Origin of the sequence: Flavobacterium sp. 90, from assembly GCF_004339525.1 — a bacterium.
Classification (GTDB): domain Bacteria; phylum Bacteroidota; class Bacteroidia; order Flavobacteriales; family Flavobacteriaceae; genus Flavobacterium.
Genome location: NZ_SMGE01000001.1, coordinates 11636 through 32074, shown reverse-complemented (window position 1 = coordinate 32074; position 20439 = coordinate 11636). Strand labels below are relative to the sequence as shown.

The following is a 20439-nucleotide window of genomic DNA, read 5'->3' as shown; positions in this document are numbered from 1 at the left end:
TTTTTAGCAATTTAAAAACGATATTATGCAAAAAGTAATTGTATTATTATTGATTACCAGTCTTGGTTTTGCTCAGGAAGTAAAACGAAAGCTTGTCTGGGAAGAAAATTTTAATAAAAAGGAAGTAAACGAATCAGATTGGAATTTTGAAATCGGAGATGGATGTCCTGATCTTTGTGGTTTCGGAAATAACGAAAGGCAGATTTACACCAAAACAAATCACGAATTCAAAGATGGAAATTTAGTTATCGAAGCCCGAAAAGAAGGTGAAAAATACACATCAACAAAAATAACCACAAAAGGTAAAAAAGAATTTTTATACGGCCGAATAGAAGCCAGAGCAAAATTACCAGTTGGTCACGGTTTATGGCCGGCTTTCTGGATGTTGGGCGCCAATATTGATGCCGTAAAATGGCCTAAAGCAGGAGAAATAGACATCTTGGAATATATTGGCAGAGATCCACATATGGTTTATACCACTTTGCATACACAAGACAGTCATGGAAATACAATTAATACAAAAAGAACCTCTTTTCCTAAAATAGAAGAAGGATTTCATGTATACGCAATTGAATGGACAAAGGATAAAATTGATTTTTTTGTAGACAAAAGTTTAGTCTATACCTTCAATCCGCAAGTTAAAAACGAAGATACCTGGCCATTTGATAAACCGTTCTATATTATTCTAAATTTGGCCATAGGGGGAAATTTTGGAGGTCCTGAAGTGGATGATAAAGTCCTTCCACAGAAATATTACATCGATTATGTACGTGTTTATCAATAATAAAATAATAGTTTGAAATGTTGTAGTTTAGAACAGGTGTAAAACGCTTAAGTGTTTAAATGTAAGTTATTTACATCTGTTTTTTAACTGTTAAAAACACCTCTGATTTTGCGCATTCTGAACCATTTGAAAGCAAAATTTAAGTTTCTTTTATAAAACTTAACGTTTTCTTTTAATTATTATTTCTTTTATTTGCTTTTTAAAACATTTATTTGTTAAATTTGGTCACAATATTAACATAACTCAAAAAAAGATACGCCTATACAATAAAACTACTTTTTAGAAAAAATTACTTAAAAATTTTATACAAAAACTAAAAAGGTAGTATTATGGCTGATCTGCATATTCCAGACGCTCTATTGGTAAAAAATTATGTCGAAGGCAACGAATCTGCACTTGGAACATTAATAAAGAGACACGAATCTAAAATATATGGTTTTATATATTCTAAGATCGCTGATAGAGATATTTCAAACGATATTTTTCAAGATACTTTCATTAAGGTAATCAAAACCTTAAAAAGTAATTCCTATAACGAAGAAGGTAAATTTTTGCCTTGGGTAATGCGTATATCTCACAATTTAATTGTAGATCACTTTCGTAAAACCAAAAAAATGCCAATGTACAGAGAGACAGAAGAGTTTTCGATCTTTTCTATAATGTCTGATGATTCATTGACAATAGAAGGTAAAATGATTGTAGATCAGGTCGAAATTGACTTAAAAAAGTTAATCGAAGAATTACCTGATGATCAAAAAGAAGTATTAGTGATGCGTATGTATCAGGATATGAGCTTCAAAGAAATCTCAGAATTAACAGATGTTAGTATTAATACAGCATTAGGAAGAATGCGTTATGCATTAATGAATTTGAGAAAAATAATCGACAAACATCAAATTATTTTGACCAACTAATACTATTTTGAATATTAGCTCGTTATACTATTATAAAACATTTTCATAGTATGGCGAAAATTTACTCGAAAAAGGCATTAGCTTCTAAAGATTTAAAACCTAAAAAAGAAGTTGTTTCTTTTTTACTTAGTTATTCACAAGCATTAACAATTGTGAAAATTGAAGATAAAAGTTTTGAAATTATAGCTAATTAAACAGCCCACTACTTTGGTCGGATGTTTATTTCGAAAGAAAAACCAAATGGTCGTTTTGGTTGAAAGCTCACTATTTGTATGCAAATACAGGTAGTGAGTTTTTTTTATGCAGTAATCTTATGGTTTTTTTGTATCAAAAAAAAAACCTGTGGAGAAACATAAAATATTTTGTATTGACTAATTATTTTAACCGCAAAGCACGCAAAGATTTTTTATTTCGAAGGTTTTATATAAACGCAAAGTTCGCAAAGCTATATTGATAAAGCTTTGCGAACTTTGCGTTTAATGCGCGTACTCTATAATAAAAAAAACTTTGCGCCTTTGCGGTTAAATTCATCCTTAATTTTTATAGCTCCGCAGGTTTTCGTATTGATCCGTTTTTTTATTTTTCTGTTCAATACTGGAGATTTGCATAAAAAAAAAGCTAATCTGAATAATAACAAATCTATATTTCTCTTTTACTAACAAAACAAATTCATATTTCAATCATAACCCAAGGTTTCAACCTTGGGAGAGATAGATCATTATAAACAGATCGCGTTACAATGACTGAAACAATTGACAATATTTAAAAAGAAAAACAATCCTCTATTGGTTTGATTACTTGATTATTAAGTTCTTTTTTTATGGCGCATATGTTAAAATTTAATATTTTGTTTGCATTTTGTTTATTTATTCAATAATTAGTTTTATTTTGGTTAAAAAATAATTTTTTATTCAAGTAAAATGCTTAATTGAGGAATTTTTCGTATTAAAAAGTTTGAATTTATAATAAAATACCAATAATAAAGCCAAAACCAAATTTTTAACCAATAACCAGATGATCTATGAAGAAAAATTACACTAATTTATTTTGTTTTATTTGTTGAGCGTGACCACGTTACCTAAAAAAGTATAAAGACTAATAGCGTTTTTATACGAAATATTTATTGTAGACAAAAAAGAGAGATTTTGTTCTGCGTCTTAAATATTATTTGTTCCAAAACTATCTAATCACTCAGCAAAATCGAAAAAAATGAAAAATAACCTAATAATGTTATCATGCCTACTATTGATAAACATTGGAGCATTTGCTCAAAAAGACCAGATTAAAGAGGCACAAACTTTATTTGATAAAGGAAAAAGTGAAGAATCTTTAGTAATTTTAAATAAAACAGAATATCTTATCCTTAATGCGCCTGATGAAGATAAATCTGATTTTTATTTTTTAAAAGGAAATGTATTAAAAGATTTAGCCGTAAAAAATATAGATGCTGCAAACAATTTTACGTTAGCATCGCAGTCTTATCAGGACGTATTTTTGTATGAAAATGAATCCGGAAAATTCAAATTTACTGTCAAGGCAAATATGGCTTTAAAAGAAATGAAATCGAGTCTTGTTAATGGAGCAATGGCTGATTTTAATGCCAATAAGTTCAAGGAAAGTGCAGAAAAAAGTTATAAAGTTTATTTATTTGATAAAAAAGATACATTAAACCTTTATAATGCTGCAGCTTCCTCGGTAAATGCTAAAGATTATGACTCAGCAATTAAGTATTATGAAGCCTTAAAAAAGATCAATTTCTCAGGAAAAGGAGTTCTGTATCTTGCTACAAACAAAAAAACAAAAGAAGAAGATCTTTTTGTTTCGCCAAAAGCAAGAGAATCAGCTATTTTACAAGGAGCATATGAAAAGCCAAGAACAGAGTCAGTTCCTTCTAAAAAAATTGAAGTTAACAGCAATCTGGCATATTCTTATATGGAAAAGAAAGATTACACAAAAGCAGAGTCAACCTATAATTATGTTTTAGAATTAGATCCTAATTATGTTGATGCTTACATCAACATGGCTTATCTAAAGTTGCAGATGAAAAAAGATTTATCTGACGAAATTGCAACGTTGGGAACTTCTGCTGCCGAAATGCAAAAATACGATAAGTTAAATGCCAGAAAAGATGATGTTGCCCGTAGTGCGATTCCGTATCTTAAAAAAGTGCTTACAATTGAGCCTAAAAATGCAGATGCAACAAAAACGCTATTAGGAGTTTACAGATCGTTGGATATGACAAATGAATACAATACACTCAAAAGTAGTATGTAAAAAATAAAAAGAAGCTGCTAAGAATTATTTTTTAGCAGCTTCTTCAATTATAGATTTTTTTCCAATCGTTTTTGTAATAATATCTTTGTCCAGACTCCAGCCTCTTGCAGGCGAATATTCACGTCCGTACCAAATAATCTGAAGATGTAAATCGTTCCATAATTCCCTTGGAAATAATCTTTTAGCATCTTTTTCAGTTTGTGTAACATTTTTTCCATTCGAAAGATTCCATCTGTACATTAACCTGTGAATATGCGTATCAACCGGAAAAGCAGGAACGCCAAAAGCTTGTGACATCACCACACTTGCCGTTTTGTGTCCAACAGCAGGTAATTCTTCAAGCGCCTCAAAACTCTGCGGAACCTGACCATTATGTTTATCAATCAAAATATGCGACAAACCATGAATTCCCTTTGATTTCATAGGCGATAAACCACAAGGACGAATGATTTCTTTAATTTCTTCCACAGACATTTTAATCATATCATACGGATTATCAGCCTTTGCAAAAAGTAAAGGTGTGATCTGATTCACACGAACATCTGTACATTGCGCCGAAAGCAAAACAGCAATCAACAATGTATAAGGATCTTTATGGTCTAATGGAACGGGTATTGTAGGGTAGAGTTCTTTTAACGTATTTATAACAAATGTTACTCGAGCTTCTTTATTCATTTCCGTATTTTTAATCCTGTAAAAATAGCATAATTTTAATGATGTGCCTAATCCAGCTTTCTGTTACAACTCCTCATTGTGTTAGTAACATTTTTAAGTATTTAAAAGAGCTTCCGCTGGTCGCTTTTTAAATACAAAAAATGTAAACTACCACAACTCCGGGGTTTTTACTTCAAACATTTATGTTCATCGAACACCAATTAAAATAAATATTAAGTGAGATAATCTGGGGCATGATAATTATGAATTATGAATTATGAATTATTTTTATAGTTAAACTCTCAAGTTTAATCCAATTTAAGATATCTAAAATCTAAAATCAACAATCTAAAATTTAAAATATCAATATGACAACATTAAAAGCAGGTGATAAAGCACCAAATTTTTCAGGAGTAGATCAAGAAGGAAAAGCGCATAAACTGGCAGATTACGCTGGAAAAAAACTAGTAGTTTTCTTTTATCCAAAAGCAAGTACACCAGGTTGTACGGCAGAAGCTTGTGATTTAAGAGATAATTTTGAACGTTTCAAAGCCAATAATTACGAGCTTCTTGGCGTAAGTGCCGATAGTCAAAAAGCACAAGAAAAATTCAAAGATAAATATGAACTTCCTTTCCCATTATTAGCCGACGAAGACAAATCAGTAATCAATGCATTTGGCGTTTGGGGACCTAAAAAATTCATGGGAAAAGAATACGACGGAATCCACAGAACAACATTCGTAATCAACGAAAACGGAATTATCGATGAGGTTATTGAAAAAGTAAAAACAAAAGAACACGCAGCACAAATCTTGAAATAGTTTTTTGTTTCAGGTTACAATCTTGACGCGTAATTTTACCGCAAAGTGCGCAAAGTTTTTTTCTATGCGTGATTTTATAAAACTGTAAAGTTCGCAAAGCTTTGTATTGATTAAGCTTTGCGAACTTTGTGTTTACTAACCAGAAATCCAGAACAAAAAACTTTGCGTACTTTGCGGTAAAATTTAGATCCAGTTCGCAATATACAACCCGGCTTCGCTAAATAAAAAATCCGCACAAATACGCGTCTTCGCAAAGCGAATCCGTGTCATCCGCGTTCCATTTACCACAATCAAACTCGCCAATCTTTGTCGAGTTTCTTGCGAAGATTTCTCATTCTTCGAAATGACATACTATATGGTTACTTAAGTAAAAACAATTAAAATCCGTACAAATCAGCGTTTTCGCAAAGCGAATCCGTGTCATCCGCGTACTATTTATAACACCAGAAACTCAGCAAAGCTTAGTCAGCATAAAGCTTAGCGAACTTTCCCTTTACAAGCTAAAATCCACAACAAAAAAAAACTTTGCGCACTTTGCGGTAAAAATTTTATTCAAATCAAAACGTAAAACCTGAGTTTACAAGATGAAAAATCCGCACAAATCCGCGTTTTCGCAAAGCGAATCCGTATAATCCGCGTGCCATTTGTCACACCAAAAAATCAGCTAAGCCTAATCAGCATAAAGCTTAGCGAACTTTCTCTTTACAAACCAGAATCCAAAACAAAAAAACTTTGCGCACTTTGCTGTAAAATTTTCATTCAATCTAAAACAAAAAAAAGTCCCAATTAAGGGACTTTCTTTCTAAGTATTTTGTTCTAATTCCTTCTGCGGATGATATCCAAAAAGGTGATGTTCTTTTATAATTTCGGCAATACCGGAAGGAAGCATATGTTCCCAACCCGTTTTTCCCTGATTGATCATTTTCAAAACCTCGCGAGAGAAAACTTCAAGATTATGCGGATCGTAATCGGCAATATCAACTACTTTTCCATTGAATTTAAAGAATTTGTATAACTCTTTCATTCTAGGATGTACTTTTAAGTTAGTTGAATTCATTAGAACTCCATTTTCATCTAACATTGGATACAAGAAAACTTTCATATCTCTGTAGAATAGTTTTCCAAAAGCTTCCAGAATTCCACCACTTAAATGGCGATAATATTTCTCATCAAAAATATCTACTAAGTTGTTTACACCCATTGCTAATCCCATTCTGGCCTTAGTGTAATTAGCAAAATATTCAACAACTTTATAATACTCCTGGAAATTCGAGATCATAACAGTTTGACCTAACGAACAAAGTAATTCGGCTCTGTCCATGAAATCGCGTTCGTCAATTTCACCATCAGAACGTAAATTCGAAAGTGTAATTTCAAAAACAACCAAAGTATTATCTTTTTCAACCTTGTTTTCGTCAAGGAACATTTTTAGCGATTTCTCGTACATGTCCATGTTTACCTTCGTAACCGGACGGAAACTTCCTCTTAAAGCAAGAAGATTCTTTTTGTATAAAATGGCAGCAGGTAAAATATTTTTCCCTTCAGGGTTAAACATTACGGCATCCGTCATTCCGTTTTTAACCAATTGTAAACTCATTAAACGGTTATCAACATCAGCAAAACGAGGTCCTGAGAAGTTAATTGTGTCAATTTCTAATTGGTCTTTATCCAAGTGATCGTACAAATAGCGTAGTAATCTTTTAGGATCATTGTATTTGTAAAAAGCGCCATAAATTAAGTTTACACCTAAAATTCCAAGCGTTTCCTGTTGTAGTCTTGCATCAGTTTCTTTAAAACGAATGTGCAGGATAATTTCGTTATAAGCCTCGTCAGGTTCAATTTGGTATCGAATTCCAACCCAACCGTGACCTTTAAATTGTTTTGCAAAATCTATAGTTGCAACCGTATTGGCATAACTAAAGAAAAGTTTAGTAGGATGTTTTTCTCTGCTTAAACGTTCTTCGATGATCTGCCCTTCGAGAGTCAGCATCTTTTTTAAACGCTCTTCGGTTACGTAGCGACCGTCAGTTTCAATTCCGTAAATCGCATCACTAAAATCTTTGTCATAGGCAGACATCGCTTTTGCAATTGTTCCGGAAGAACCTCCGGATCTGAAAAAGTGTCTCACTGTTTCTTGTCCAGCGCCAATTTCAGCAAATGTTCCGTAGATATTTTCGTTTAAATTTATGCGTAAAGCTTTGTCTTTTATAGAAGGAATCTGTTCGATGACCTTGTCACCTTTGAGTTTTATTTCTGTACCCATTTTATTTTAAATAGATTTGTTACAAAGTTAGCAAATTAGGCTTCTAATGAAAGAGAAATAATCCTATTTTTGTAAAAAAAATAAGTTCAATTGAAGGTATATTTTTTAGGTACTGGTACATCACAAGGTATTCCGATTATCGGAGTCGATCATCCCGTTTGTAAAAGCACTGATGCTAAGGATAAAAGGCTCAGAGTAGCCATTTGGATTACATGGAACGAGCATTCATATGTCATCGATTGCGGTCCTGATTTCAGGCAGCAAATGCTCTCATGCGGCTGTCAAAAATTAGATGCAATATTATTTACACACGAACATGCAGACCATACTGCAGGTTTAGATGATATTCGTCCGTTTAATTTTCGTCAGGGCGAAATCCCCGTTTATGCACATCAAAGGGTAATTGATAATTTGAAACGCCGTTTTGATTATGTTTTCGAAACCGTAAACAAATATCCCGGCGCTCCAAGTGTTAAAACCATTGAAGTGGTGAATAACGAACCATTTGCAGTTGGTGATAAAATGGCAATTCCTATAAATGTAATGCACGGAGATTTGCAGGTTTTTGGATATCGCATAGACGATTTTGCTTATTTAACAGATGTTAAGACCATTGCAGAAGAAGAAGTTGAGAAATTAAAAAACCTTAAGGTTTTGGTTGTAAATGCTTTAAGAGTAGAACCACACGATACACATTTTAATTTGCAGGAAGCACTTGATTTTATAAATTTGGTGCAGCCGGAAATTGCTTATTTAACACATATTAGCCACGTTTTAGGTTTCCATGAAGAAGTACAGAAACAACTTCCTAAAAACGTTTTTCTGGCATACGACAATTTAGAAATTACAATTTAATTATAACACAAAAATGAAAAAATCCTTAATGCTTTACCTTTTTATCCTTGCGATATTAATGAATGTTTTTACTTATATGTTTTACAGCCGAGAAGTAAAATTTGAGCAGGATAGATATGATAAAACGACCAAAAAGCTGAGAGATAGTATCAATTTAGTGTCAACAAAACTGGCAGATGCAGATTATTTTTCGTTAGAACACAATGAAAATGCACAAAATTATTTTGATAATAGTGCTTCAGGCGGGAAAGTTATTTTATTCGAAAAATTGATTCCGGTTGTAACCGAAAAATTATTAGACCTGAATTCAAATCCAAATGGGAATCCTTATACAGGACAAGATAAAATAGGTCCAAACAAATTTATCATCAATAAAATAAAAATTTTAAACCACAGATGGATCATTGCAGATTACAGTAATGGCGAATTATGGGGAGAAGTCTTGTTAAAATATTTTGTTGATCAAGATGAAAAGATTACTTTTGAAGTAAATCAGACTTGGTTATATCAAAAATAGAATCAAATAAGTTCTGTTTTTAGAATAATCAAATAAAAAAATAGAGCTTATGAAAAAGATATTTTTGTTTTCCATTCTAGTTGGTCTTTCGTTTTCTTGCGGAAAAAAAGTTTCAGAAGAGAATAAAACTCCGGATAAAAAAGTAGAAGAAAAACCAGTTGTTGTTGGAGGAGATTCTGACGCACATGGATGTAAAGCTTCGGCAGGTTATACGTGGTCAACGCTTAAAAAAGAATGTGTTCGTATTTTTGAAGGTACAAAACTATCTCACGCCGAAGAAACCGGAAAATCTTACACAACAGCTGCTTACGTAATTTTTGACGGAAATAAAGCAGAACTTTTTCTGGATACGCAAAAAGAATCCATCATCTTAGAAAGAAAAGGAGAAGGTGATTCCTGGACAAAAGACGATTATGAATTAATTCCCTGGAAAGGTTATGTCCTGAAAAAAGGAGGTAAGATTATTTATACCGGACAATAATTTTAGAATTCTATAATTTTTAAAATAATAAAAAAGACCTAAAGATGTAAGAAGCATTTCTCTCATCTTTAGGTTTTTTTTTGGGGGAATCTTCTAAAGTAAATCAGAAGATTTATATTGTATTGCTTAAACGATTTTTTTGATAAAATCAGAAGTAACAACCTGAGCAAATTCATCATTTAGACTTGCTAAAGTAGTTTGGTGAATCATTTCAGCAGAAAAATTCTCTCCATTTATACCTTTTTTATTAAAAGTTGCCGTTGCATCAGAAATTAAATAAGTAGTATAACCATAATTTCCTGCCATTCTTGTAGTTGTAGAAACGCAATGATCAGTTGTTAATCCTACAATGACAACGGTTGTAATTTTTGCATCATCAAGTAACTCTTTTAAGTTTGTTCCGATAAAAGCACTGTTTACGTTCTTTTTGATGATAGTTTCAAACTCAAGAGGTTTTACAATATCCTGAAATTCATTTCCCGAATTTGCTTCGTTCAAAATTGAATTTGGAATAGAAGAACAATGTTGAATATGAAAAAGAGGTAATTTTTTAGCCCTCCAAATTTCAAGAAGTTCTGCTGCTTTTTCTTCAGCATTTGTATTATTTCGGTCTCCGCCCCAATACGCAATATTATTGAATCCTTTTTGAATATCTATTAATATTAATGCTGGATTATCAAGTTTTGATACATTCATAATTTTAAAAGTTTTAAATTTTGGAAATTTTTGAAAATGCAAACTGAAAACTGCGACTGAAAACTGAATACTATAAAGCCAGCCAATTCTTAAAATCAAAGAAGTTTTGCGGAGCCACACCGTGACCAACAGGATATTCTTTGTAAGTAACAGGAATATTTAGTTTTTCTAAAATTGCAGGTGTTTTTCTTGCCCAATCAATAGGAATTACTTGATCTACAGTTCCATGCGATGCGAAGAATTTTAGGTTTTTGAAATCATTTTTCTCAAAACCTTCATTGATAATTTCGTGATTAAAATAACCGCTCATAGCCACAACTCTCTGAACTTTTTCAGGATAAGAAAGCGCTACAGAATAACTCAAAATAGAACCTTGGCTAAAGCCAACTAAAGTCACGTTATTAGCATCAATAGGATAATTAGAAACCAGTTCGTCAATAAATGTAGCGATTAAATCACGTGAAGTTTTTGCTTGTTCATTATCCGAAAATTTATTCTGATCAGCATCAAAATTGATCGCATACCAAGCATAAGCTCCATATTGCAAATCATAAGGTGCTCTTGCCGAAATGATATAATAATTATCTGGAAGTTCAGTTGCAAACGAAAACAAATCTTCTTCGTTGCTGCCATATCCATGTAATAAAAGTAAAACAGGATTTTTGTCTAAGATAACTTTTGGTTCTTGTATTTTATATTCTAAAGATAGATTCATTTTTAATTGTGAATTTTGTGAAATGTGAGTTGTGAAATGTAAGTTGACGGTATCAGTTTCAAGTCTTCAGCTTTGTCAAAGTTTAAAACTTTGACAAAGCTTATTGAGATTGTTATAATAAAATCTGTTTTTATCCGCGTTTTCGCTTTAGCGAATCCGTTTTATCGGCGTATAAATTTTGAACACGGATGACACGAATTTGCAAGCAAAAACGCAGATTTTAACGGATTTCTTTTTGGAATTTAAAAAACGGAAAATTTTACTATCCGATACTTTTAAACCATTTTTGAAAAAGATTTCCAACTAAAGGAATAGGTCTCATTTGCCCTTGAATAGCGCTAAAAATTCCATAAGTCCATAATATAGAAATACAAATCCACATTGGAAAAGTAATCATAAAGCTGTCAAAGTTGCTTATAATTGCTCCAAAAGAAATAAAAGTAAGCGACAATCCCAAAGCTTGGCGAATATGAAAAGAAGCAAAACTATTTTTATTTTCAGAGTTCATAGACATCGCGATCAAAACACCAATAATCAAAATATAACTGGTAATTGCAATTGATTTTCCCTCTTCTATTGAATTATTCATTTTAATTATTTAGATGTAACAAGTTGGTTTTGGTTTAAAATTCCGTAGACAGAACCATTTATTTCAGTTCCTAAAAAGGCAGAATTTTTAGATTTTGAAAGGATATTTTCTTTTGTAAAAGTTGATTTCCCTTCCGGAGTAAAGAAAGTGAAGTTAGCTTTAAAACCTTCGGCAATTGAGTTGTTTTCGATTCCGAAAATTGCTTTTCCTAAAGTTAATTTTTCGATTATAGTTTCAAGAGGTAAAACAGTAAGTAAAGCTCCAAAAGCACTTTCTAAGCCAATAGTTCCATTTTTTGCGGTATCAAATTCCATTTTTTTGAATTCAATATCAATTGGGTTATGATCAGACGTGATCAGATCAATTGTTCCGTCTTTAACTCCGTTTAATAAAGCTTGTCTGTCGTTTTCAGTTCTTAACGGAGGTGTAACTTTAAAACGAGTATCAAAACCTTCTAATTTTTCATCGGTTAAAACCAAATGATGTACAGATACACTTGTCGTTACATTTAATCCTTTTGCTTTTGCTTCTTTGATTAATTCAACAGATTTTGCTGTCGAAATTGTCGGAATGTGAAGTTTTCCTCCGGTATATTCTAAAAGAAATAAGTTTCTCGCTACTTGTAATTCTTCTGCTAAAGTTGGGATTCCTTTCAGTCCTAATTTTGTAGAAACGATTCCTTCATTTGCAACGCCATTTCCTTTTAGATTAGCATCTTGTGTATATGTGATTACTAAACCATCAAAATCCTGTACATATTGTAAAGCGATTTTTAAAAGATTAGCGTTGTCGATACTTTTATTGTAATCTCCAAAAGCAACTGCTCCGGCTTTTTTCATGTCAAATAATTCTGCCATATCTTTTCCTTCGCTGGCTTTTGTTAAAGCTCCAATTGGGAAAAGTTCGGTTGCAAAGCCATTTGCTTTATTTTTTACAAAATTTACCTGCGATTGATTGTCAATAATAGGGAACGAGTTGGGTTGTAAAGCAATTGCCGTAAAACCACTTTTTGCGGCAACATTTAATCCGTTTGCGATTGTTTCTCTGTCTTCATAACCTGGTTCTCCAAGAGAAACACTGCTATCGAACCAACCTTGTGAAAGATGTAAATTATCAAATTTTACCTCAGTTGCTTCCTTGTTTTCAGGAAGTGAAGATCCTATTTTTTCTATTAAACCATCTGAAATTAAAAGATCAACTGTCTGATTGTGAAACGGACTTTTTGAATCGATAATTTTGGCGCTTCTGATGATTATTTTCATATGTAGATAAATTTATTTTGTACTGAAATCGTAAAATGATTTTTGTAAAAAGTAAAATGGTTAAAAAGTAAACTCGAAAATTACTTTACAAATTTGATGATCGCCATTTCTAATGCTAAAAATAACAGTGCAAAGATAACAAACCATTTCCAAATTTGGCTGTCTGTTCGCTCAGTTTGTAGTGTATTAAAAATGGTCGAAATAGTATCAGCAGTTTTAAAATCTGAAACTACATTTGTGTTGATTTGACTTAAATCGCTTTCACTTCTTTTGTAGTTGAAACTCAGGTTTTCAACCCATTCTTTTTTATCAAAAATACTGTAATTTCCAGCTGTTTCAGGGAAATCATTGAACGTTAATTTGACTTTGTTATTCAATATTTGCTGAATCGGAATAAAAGAATCTTCGTTTCCTTTTACTTCCAGAATAGCATCTTTTGTCAATAAAACATCCACAAAATAAGGCTGATTGTTGCCAATTGTTAAGGCATTTACACCCGTTTTTTGGTTGTTTTGTCCCATTTTATAAAATAAAGGAACAATTAAAGGAGATTGCTGAAAATTAGAATTTGTCGTATTTATTGGTGCCGAAAAAATGGTAATTCCTGAAACTGGATTTTGAATCGCAGTTACAAATACACTTTGATCTTCATAAGACAAAACAGCCGGATATGGACTCGAAATGACAAATGAATTAGTTGTTTTTGGATATTGAAAATTGGTAATTTTATTCTCAAAAACACCCGAAAACAAAGGATGATCGAAGTTTATTTTGGTAATTAATTTGCTTTTATTTTCAAGAGATTCAAATTGGACTTTTCCGAAATTGGCTAAAAAAGTATTTAGATTTGAAACCGAACTTTTTTCAGAAGGAATTACAACCAGATTTCCACCTTTGGTAACAAAAGCTTTTAAAGTAGTTTGCAATGCCTGAGGAATTTCAGTCAATTCATTTAGGATAATTGTATTTTGTTTGTCCAGACTGTTATAATCTAAATTACTTATCGAATAATTGTTGTAATTAAACTCTTGTGAAGTATAAATTCGGGACAAGAAATTGCTTTTTTCAGGTTCTCCTATACTAATAACATTCGTTTTTTTAGTTTTTGAAATGCTGAAATATAGTTTGTTATCATAAGTCAAACCATTATCTTCAATTGTTACATATCCATGAAAAGCTTCTTTTGGAATTGTAAAATTGATTTTCTTTTTCTTCGTGTCAAACTTGATAATCGTTTTAGCAATTAATTTATCCTTATTATATAATGCCATCGAAACGGGTTTGAAATCTTCTCCATAAGCAGATAAATTAACGCCTATTTCATAGAAATTTTCTAAAGTCTGATTGATAAAAACACTGTCAATTGCAATGTTATTTTTTTGTTCCGCTTCAGGAATGATAAAATATGGTTTCTCACCGCTATCAATATTTTTTACATCTTTTTCAGCCAAACCAATAGCATCTGTAATAATAATAATATCTTTTTTATGTGCCGATTTATGCGCTTTAATCTTCGCCATAATTGACGGAAGTTCAAAAGGAGTTGCGCTATAATTTAGATTTTGTAAAGCACTTTTAGAAGATTTTATATCTGTATTCCAGTAATTTTCTGTGTTGGTTAACAAGGAGAATTGTGTAGTTTCTGGCGTGTTTTCTAATAATTCCTGAACCGCACGTTTTAATAATTCACCTTTTTTTCCTTTGGCTTGCATACTAAACGAATTATCCAGAATGATATACATTTCGTTTGAAGCATTTTTACTGTCTTTGGCTTCAAAAAAAGGTTGGGCAAAAGCCAAAATAATACACGTTATCAACAATAAACGAGTTGCTAATAAAAGTCTTTTTTTGATTTTTGAACTTTTTCGAGTTTGTACAGCAAGTTCTTTTAAGAAGCGAACATTGGTGAAATACGAGATTTTGAAACGTCGTAATTGAAATAAATGTACCAAAATTGGAACAATCAATAAAAACAGAAAGTATAGAATCTCGGGGTGTTTAAAATGCATTCCGGCTTAGATTTATTTCACTACGTTTTGTAGATGCTGGTCAAAAATACAAATTTTTAGTCAAACCTTACAGGTAATATTATTTAAACCATATAAGTAATGTAAGATATTATAAGTAGAGTTTTATTTGCGCAAAAGTTAAATGGACTTATATCACTTATATGGTTTAATTTTTTGAGTCCAGTAGTTTGAAAAATGTAACTTTTGAGAATTCTTTTGTAATAAATAATGGGTTTGCGAAAGATATTATTGAGTATTTTAGCATATTCAAAAAAACAAATTAAAAATATGAGAAGATTATATATACTGCTTTTTGCGGTTTTTGCTTTTACAAACTTACAAGCGCAGAACAAATTCAATTTATTGGTAGGAACTTATACGAATACTTGTCAAAGCAACGGAATTTACGTTTATGAATTTGATGCTTCAACAGGAAATTTTAAATTAAAGAATTCATCTGAAAATGTAATTAGTCCAAGTTATTTATCGGTTTCTGCAGATAATAAATTTATATATGCCGTAAACGAAAACGGAAAGGAAAGTGCGGTAAGTGCTTTTAAATATGATTCAAAATCAGGAAAAGTTAGTTTTTTAAATAAAAACGATGCTTTAGGCGCTGATCCTTGTCATATAATAAATGATGATAAAAATGTAATTGTTTCTAATTATTCTGGTGGAAGCCTTGTTGTTTTTAAGAAAAAAACAGATGGAAGTATTACCGAAGTACAACAATTAATTCAGCATGAAGGAAAAGGACCAAATGCTGCGCGTCAGGAAAAAGCGCACGTACACATGGCTGTTTTTTCACCGGATAAAAAGTTTGTTTTGTCTAATGATTTAGGTTTGGATAAAGTTTTTGTCTACAAATACAATCCAAATTCGGCAAACGAAATGTTGACTTTAAAAGGAAGTGTTGATGTAAAACCAGGAAGTGGTCCAAGACATTTAACTTTTAGCAAAGACGGCAAATTTGTTTACTTGATTCAGGAATTAGACGCTACTTTGACGACTTTTAGTTATGATAAATCAGGAAGTTTAAAAAAGATTGCTGAAACAAGTATTTTACCAAAAGGCTTTACCGGAGGAACTGGTGCCGCTGCAATAAAAATTTCGCCTGACGGAAACTTTTTATATGTTTCAGATCGTGTAGATGCAAATTCAATTTCAGTTTACAAAATACTTAAAAATGGAGCGATTAACTTAGTTGAACAGGTTAGTACTTTAGGAAAAGGTCCAAGAGATTTCGCGATTGATCCAATAGGAAATTATCTTTTAGTAGGACATCAATACACAAACGATATTATAATATTCAAAAGAGACAAAGCAACAGGAAAAATAACTGATACCGGAAAAAAAATAGAATTGTGTTCTCCGGTTGGGTTGGTTTTTACGAAAATTTAATCTAAAGGTTCTAAGGTACTAAGTTGCTAAGGTTCTAAGTTTAAAATAAAAAAAGCTAAAAAAAAGCGGAATTAAGAAATAACTTAATTCCGCTTTTTTTAGCCTTAGAATCTCAGTACCTTAGTACCTCAGAACCTTAAAAAGACCTATTTATCCTTATCTTTTCTTTTCTTATCTCTCGTTTTCAACATGTTTCGATTGACAGATCCGTGGGTTTTCTTTTTTGTTTTTGAAGGCCCGCCTAAGTTGACTTTCTTATTCTTTTTATCTTTTTCATGAAAAGCACCTTCACCTTTTAGGGTTTGCTTTTTCATTAAAAATTTAATTGGTTGTTTGTCTTTTTCAGGTTCAATTAGCTTAGATGAAATTTCTACTTCTTCTGGAAATTCTGCTATTTCAAGTTCCTGATTCATTAAAACTTCAACTTCAACTTTAAACTCTTCTTCACGAGGCGTGATAAAGCTAATTGCGGTTCCTGTAGCATCTGCACGACCTGTACGACCAATTCGGTGCATATACAACTCAGGAAATTCAGGAAGTTCGAAGTTAATAACGTGAGAGATATTCGAAATATCCAAACCTCTCGCCATAATATCTGTAGTAATTAGTCCGCGAAGATTTCCTTCCTGGAATTCAGCCATTGTGCTCAAACGATAATTCTGAGATTTATTCGAGTGAATTACTCCAAACTGACCTTCGAAATGTTCTTCGATTCGGGTATGAAGCATATCCGAGATCTTTTTATTATTTACAAAAACCAAAACACGTTCCATGCTTTCGTTTGTTTCTAATAAATGTTTCAACAGATTTACTTTAGTATTAAAGTTTGGAACATTATAAGTAATTTGAGTAATGTTTTCCAACGGAGTTCCTGACGCAGCAAGTGTTACTTCTTCAGGAAAATCAAAAAAGTCATTCAAAACAGCATCAACTTCATCAGTCATTGTTGCAGAGAATAAAATGTTTTGACGTTTGGTTTTCATCATCGCTAAAAGCGCTGTTAATTGTGTACGGAAACCAAGATTCAGCATTTCGTCAAACTCATCAATTACTAATTTTTGAGTTTCATCAAAACGAATTACCGCATCCAAAGCTAAGTCCATTGTTCTACCAGGCGTTCCAACTAAAATGTCAACACCTTCGTAAACAGCTTTTTTTTGTGTATTAATATTTACTCCACCAAAAATACCAAGCGTTTTAACAGACATGTATTTGGTAAGTTTTTCAACTTCTTCAACAACCTGAACTACTAATTCACGAGTTGGAACCAGAATTACAATTTTAGGCGTATTGGTTGGGGTAAATTTGTATAATTTTAAAAGGGGTAATAAATAAGCAAATGTTTTTCCGGTACCGGTTTGCGCAATTCCCATCATATCCCGACCAGACATAATAACTGAAAAAGATTTTTCCTGAATAGGAGTAGGCGTAACAAATCCTAATTCGTCGATTGCTTTTTGTACTGATTTTGGAAGATTGAATTTTTCGAAAGTGCTCATTTGCATTAAATTTTGTGCAAAGATAGCTATAAATAGCTGAAAAATCGATACTTCTTAGAAATTACGAAAGCTTGGGGCATTCGTATTTCTCAAAAATAGAGTTTTAAATGCTATAAAAAACGTTTTATTCGCAATAAAAGTTCGTTTGGATTAAACGGTTTAGCAATAAAATCATCAACTCCCAATTCAAAAGCTTCTTCGACAGTATTTTCTTCTTCGCCAAGTGACGAAAGTGCAACAACACGAATGTCCTTGAAATTTTTTTTGATATAACTGATAATTTCCAGTCCGGATTTTAACGGAATTGTTATCGTTGTTATAACAAGATTCGGCATAATTGTCGCCATGCGCTCTATGGCATTGATGCCATCTTTTGCGATACTTATTTTATAGCCTTCTTTTTTGAAAATGAATTTTAGAATTTCAATTGTCATTTCATCATTCTCAATAATCATAATTTTTTTTTCACCGGTGTCCATTTCTAAAGTTTATTTTTTATACAATTCTACTTCGTCTAACATTACCATTGGCTTTTTGTTTTTTCGTTTTCTCCAAACGGGTATTTCTGTTTGGTTTTCTACAATCACTTTTATCTTGGCAAAACTACTAAAGTCTTGATTTTTAGTTTCCCATGATTTTGTTGTAATTTCGTTGGTTTCTGTTAAAATTTCACCACTCAATTCTTGTAAGAGATTCCATTTTTGATTCTTAAAACCATAGACTTTTATTTTTTTTGGTAGAAAAATCCAATGTCTCTGATCGTTCAGGAAATTTAATTTTAAAGTATTAAAGTTTAAGTTTTTTGTTTCAATTTCAAATTCCGGATTGTTTTCGTACCAGCCAATCCAGTTGATATTGAAATCTTTAAAACCTCGATTTCCATCCACTAAACTGTAACTTCCTTTTCCTTTAAACTCATTTGAAGGTTGTGTAATAAAATTTACTTTTAAATCTTCGCCTAAGTGATTTGTAGTGTTTTTACAGATTTCCAGCCATTCTTTATAATAATTATCAGGAGAAAGTCCTCCTTCGCTCAGTTCGTAAATTCCAAAATCATTACAGGATTTCGAGAACTTCAAAACTCTTTCACTTAGTCCTTCACGAACTATTTTTTCTCCTTTATTATTTACGACAAACATTCCGTGTTGGTTTTTTCCATAAAACTTAGATTGCTCAAAAAAGGCAAATTCAAGTGCTAATCTTAATTTTTGAATGCGCATACTTAAAACTGAATCTGTTTCTACAGCATTTGAAGCTTGCTCTAATAATTGATCATATTGATCCATTGCTTCGGGCGTTAGAAACGTATTTCGGGCTTGAACCGGACCAGAATAAATGTCTAAATTAGCATTGCTTTTATTTTGATATTCTGCCAAAAGATTTATGTACTTGTTTACAAATGGCGCGGCTTTGCCATAAAAACCTCGTAAAAAATCGGCAGTTGTAGCTTCGATATTAATGTCAGTATTCCACATTAATTTGGCTAAAAGATATTGTCTTAATTCTGAGAAATCTCCTGGTACATCTGCATATCCCTGAGCAAATATTCCTTTGACTTTATTCTTTTTGAAGAGTTTATAATTGCTCTGAAAAGGTTCTAAATTCGGAAATGGCGAAATATAATTTGAAAATTGCACGGTATAATCCCAAAGAAATAAATGCGGAGAAGTTGCGCTCCAGTTTTCAAGTGTTTTTACAAATGTCGGTGCGTTTTGAGCCGTAAGTGCTTTTCCTCTGTTTAGCTCAATTGGGCAGAAAATAGTATAAATATTAGGTTCAATTTTTAAATTTACAGGCGGTTTTAGCGTGTGAAGATAGGCGAGCGTTGTAATTTTTGTTTTAGGGAAATGAGCGGCAATTTTATTTAAAAAGTAATATAATGAACCTTGAGGACCGCCATATTTCTGGTTTATTTTTCGGCATTCTGTGCATTCACAATAAACAACATCGTCGTTTTGACTTATAGAATAGAATTGCGCATTTGGAGTTTCAGCAATAATTTTCGCCATTTTTTTCTCAACCAAATCGACAACTGTATCATTTGTCATACATAATGATTCTGTATTTCGTTCCCCTTCGTATAAAGCAAAAAGCTTCGGATTAGTTTTAAAATATTCTTTTGCCGGAACAAGCATGCTAAAAGAATGTCCCCAAATACCAAAATCATCAACTTGCCAATCAAGTTTGTGCCAATCTCTAAAATCTTCATCATAACAATCCGGATAAAAAATCGCTCTGTAATCAAAAGAAGGTTTTTCGATCTTGCTTGTATTTTTTGTAAAAGCAACTTGCGTTAAATTCGGAATATAAGTTTCTGAGGAAGTAAACTTTCTAAACTCCCAAATTTCAAGTAAACTGTAAACGGCATAACGAAGGTATTTTTGATTTTGAGCAATTAAATAAATTGATTTCGAGTCACTTTTTAGGATAAATTCATTTGGATTAAGTTTTTCAGTATTCGAAATTTCTAAAAATATTTCTGATGAAGTATTGTCTTTTTTATTTTCAGATGAAATTTCAAAAGATTTTTTGAAGGCTTTATCCAGATATGTTTTCAAAATTTTTGCTGCTTGCTGTGTGTTTTCAGAAGCAGCAATAATTTTGTTTTTTTCGGTTATAATGATTTCAGATTGTGCCATCATATTGAAGGTAAACATGAAAAAAAAGAGAAACTGTAGATATACGTGATACTTTTTCTTCATGAT

Annotated in this window: 19 protein-coding genes; 9 read left to right on the top strand and 10 right to left on the bottom strand. The window is 31.9% G+C overall.

The features are described from left to right. The first annotated feature begins 25 nt into the window (after positions 1-25). The 4 genes from C8C83_RS00160 (at position 26) to C8C83_RS00150 (ending at position 3972) form a co-directional block, all read left to right on the top strand. The gene (locus C8C83_RS00160) at positions 26-784 is read left to right on the top strand and encodes a glycoside hydrolase family 16 protein (protein WP_121325887.1); all 759 of its coding nucleotides are present in this window, start codon (positions 26-28) and stop codon (positions 782-784) included. 329 nt (positions 785-1113) lie between these two features. Continuing rightward, entirely contained in the window at positions 1114-1698 is a 585-nt protein-coding gene (locus tag C8C83_RS00155; protein WP_121325886.1) for a sigma-70 family RNA polymerase sigma factor, read from the top strand. Positions 1699-1748: 50 nt separating this feature from the next. Then, positions 1749-1892: a hypothetical protein gene (locus tag C8C83_RS27165; RefSeq protein ID WP_165877215.1), complete on the top strand. Its 144-nt coding sequence runs from the start codon at positions 1749-1751 to the stop codon at positions 1890-1892. 1015 nt (positions 1893-2907) lie between these two features. After that, on the top strand, positions 2908-3972 hold the full coding sequence (locus C8C83_RS00150; RefSeq protein WP_121325885.1) for a tetratricopeptide repeat protein: 1065 nt from the start codon (positions 2908-2910) through the stop codon (positions 3970-3972). Between the two features lie 24 nt (positions 3973-3996). On the opposite strand, the gene nth is transcribed toward C8C83_RS00150, so the two are convergent. Next, positions 3997-4647 (bottom strand): endonuclease III, encoded by a 651-nt coding sequence (gene nth / locus C8C83_RS00145; RefSeq protein WP_121325884.1) that lies wholly within the window; start codon positions 4645-4647, stop codon positions 3997-3999. A gap of 347 nt (positions 4648-4994) precedes the next feature. On the opposite strand from nth, the gene bcp reads away from it, so the two are divergent. Further along, a complete protein-coding gene (bcp, locus tag C8C83_RS00140) occupies positions 4995-5447 on the top strand; it encodes a thioredoxin-dependent thiol peroxidase (protein WP_121325883.1) in 453 nt (150 codons plus the stop codon). Between the two features lie 802 nt (positions 5448-6249). Here bcp and C8C83_RS00135 read toward each other — a convergent pair. Further along, positions 6250-7710 (bottom strand): TonB-dependent receptor, encoded by a 1461-nt coding sequence (locus tag C8C83_RS00135; protein WP_121325882.1) that lies wholly within the window; start codon positions 7708-7710, stop codon positions 6250-6252. A gap of 90 nt (positions 7711-7800) precedes the next feature. Between C8C83_RS00135 and C8C83_RS00130 the strand changes: the two genes are divergently transcribed. Genes C8C83_RS00130 through C8C83_RS00120 form a run of 3 tightly spaced genes read left to right on the top strand, consistent with a single transcriptional unit; the run spans position 7801 to position 9563 of the window. Continuing rightward, positions 7801-8565: an MBL fold metallo-hydrolase gene (locus C8C83_RS00130; protein ID WP_121325881.1), complete on the top strand. Its 765-nt coding sequence runs from the start codon at positions 7801-7803 to the stop codon at positions 8563-8565. A 13-nt stretch (positions 8566-8578) separates the two neighbouring features. Further along, on the top strand, positions 8579-9082 hold the full coding sequence (locus C8C83_RS00125) for a hypothetical protein (protein ID WP_121325880.1): 504 nt from the start codon (positions 8579-8581) through the stop codon (positions 9080-9082). 49 nt (positions 9083-9131) lie between these two features. Next, positions 9132-9563 carry a hypothetical protein gene (locus tag C8C83_RS00120; RefSeq protein WP_121325879.1) on the top strand — a complete coding sequence of 144 codons (432 nt, stop codon included), beginning with the start codon at positions 9132-9134 and terminating at the stop codon, positions 9561-9563. Between the two features lie 126 nt (positions 9564-9689). Here the strand turns inward: C8C83_RS00120 and C8C83_RS00115 are convergent, their stop codons facing one another. The 5 genes from C8C83_RS00115 to C8C83_RS00095 form a co-directional block, all read right to left on the bottom strand. Further along, complete coding sequence (locus tag C8C83_RS00115; RefSeq protein WP_121329895.1) at positions 9690-10259, bottom strand: cysteine hydrolase family protein; 570 nt, start codon at positions 10257-10259, stop codon at positions 9690-9692. 70 nt (positions 10260-10329) lie between these two features. Next, positions 10330-10974, bottom strand: coding sequence for an alpha/beta fold hydrolase (locus tag C8C83_RS00110; protein ID WP_121325878.1), 645 nt, complete (start codon positions 10972-10974; stop codon positions 10330-10332). 262 nt (positions 10975-11236) lie between these two features. Beyond that, a complete protein-coding gene (locus C8C83_RS00105; protein ID WP_099711565.1) occupies positions 11237-11563 on the bottom strand; it encodes a hypothetical protein in 327 nt (108 codons plus the stop codon). A 5-nt stretch (positions 11564-11568) separates the two neighbouring features. Then, positions 11569-12825, bottom strand: a complete 1257-nt coding sequence (locus C8C83_RS00100; protein WP_132011612.1) for a dihydroorotase — start codon at positions 12823-12825, stop codon at positions 11569-11571. Between the two features lie 80 nt (positions 12826-12905). Continuing rightward, a complete protein-coding gene (locus C8C83_RS00095; RefSeq protein ID WP_132011611.1) occupies positions 12906-14834 on the bottom strand; it encodes a BatA domain-containing protein in 1929 nt (642 codons plus the stop codon). Between the two features lie 288 nt (positions 14835-15122). On the opposite strand from C8C83_RS00095, the gene C8C83_RS00090 reads away from it, so the two are divergent. Then, a complete protein-coding gene (locus C8C83_RS00090; protein WP_121329894.1) occupies positions 15123-16235 on the top strand; it encodes a lactonase family protein in 1113 nt (370 codons plus the stop codon). Between the two features lie 146 nt (positions 16236-16381). Here C8C83_RS00090 and C8C83_RS00085 read toward each other — a convergent pair whose 3' ends face one another. The 3 genes from C8C83_RS00085 to C8C83_RS00075 all read right to left on the bottom strand — a co-directional run bounded on the left by C8C83_RS00085 (position 16382) and on the right by C8C83_RS00075 (position 20436). Further along, positions 16382-17734 carry a DEAD/DEAH box helicase gene (locus tag C8C83_RS00085; protein ID WP_121329893.1) on the bottom strand — a complete coding sequence of 451 codons (1353 nt, stop codon included), beginning with the start codon at positions 17732-17734 and terminating at the stop codon, positions 16382-16384. A gap of 110 nt (positions 17735-17844) precedes the next feature. Further along, entirely contained in the window at positions 17845-18213 is a 369-nt protein-coding gene (locus C8C83_RS00080; protein ID WP_121325877.1) for a response regulator, read from the bottom strand. A gap of 9 nt (positions 18214-18222) precedes the next feature. After that, a complete protein-coding gene (locus C8C83_RS00075; RefSeq protein ID WP_233565964.1) occupies positions 18223-20436 on the bottom strand; it encodes a DUF4838 domain-containing protein in 2214 nt (737 codons plus the stop codon). Between the last annotated feature and the right edge of the window lie 3 nt (positions 20437-20439).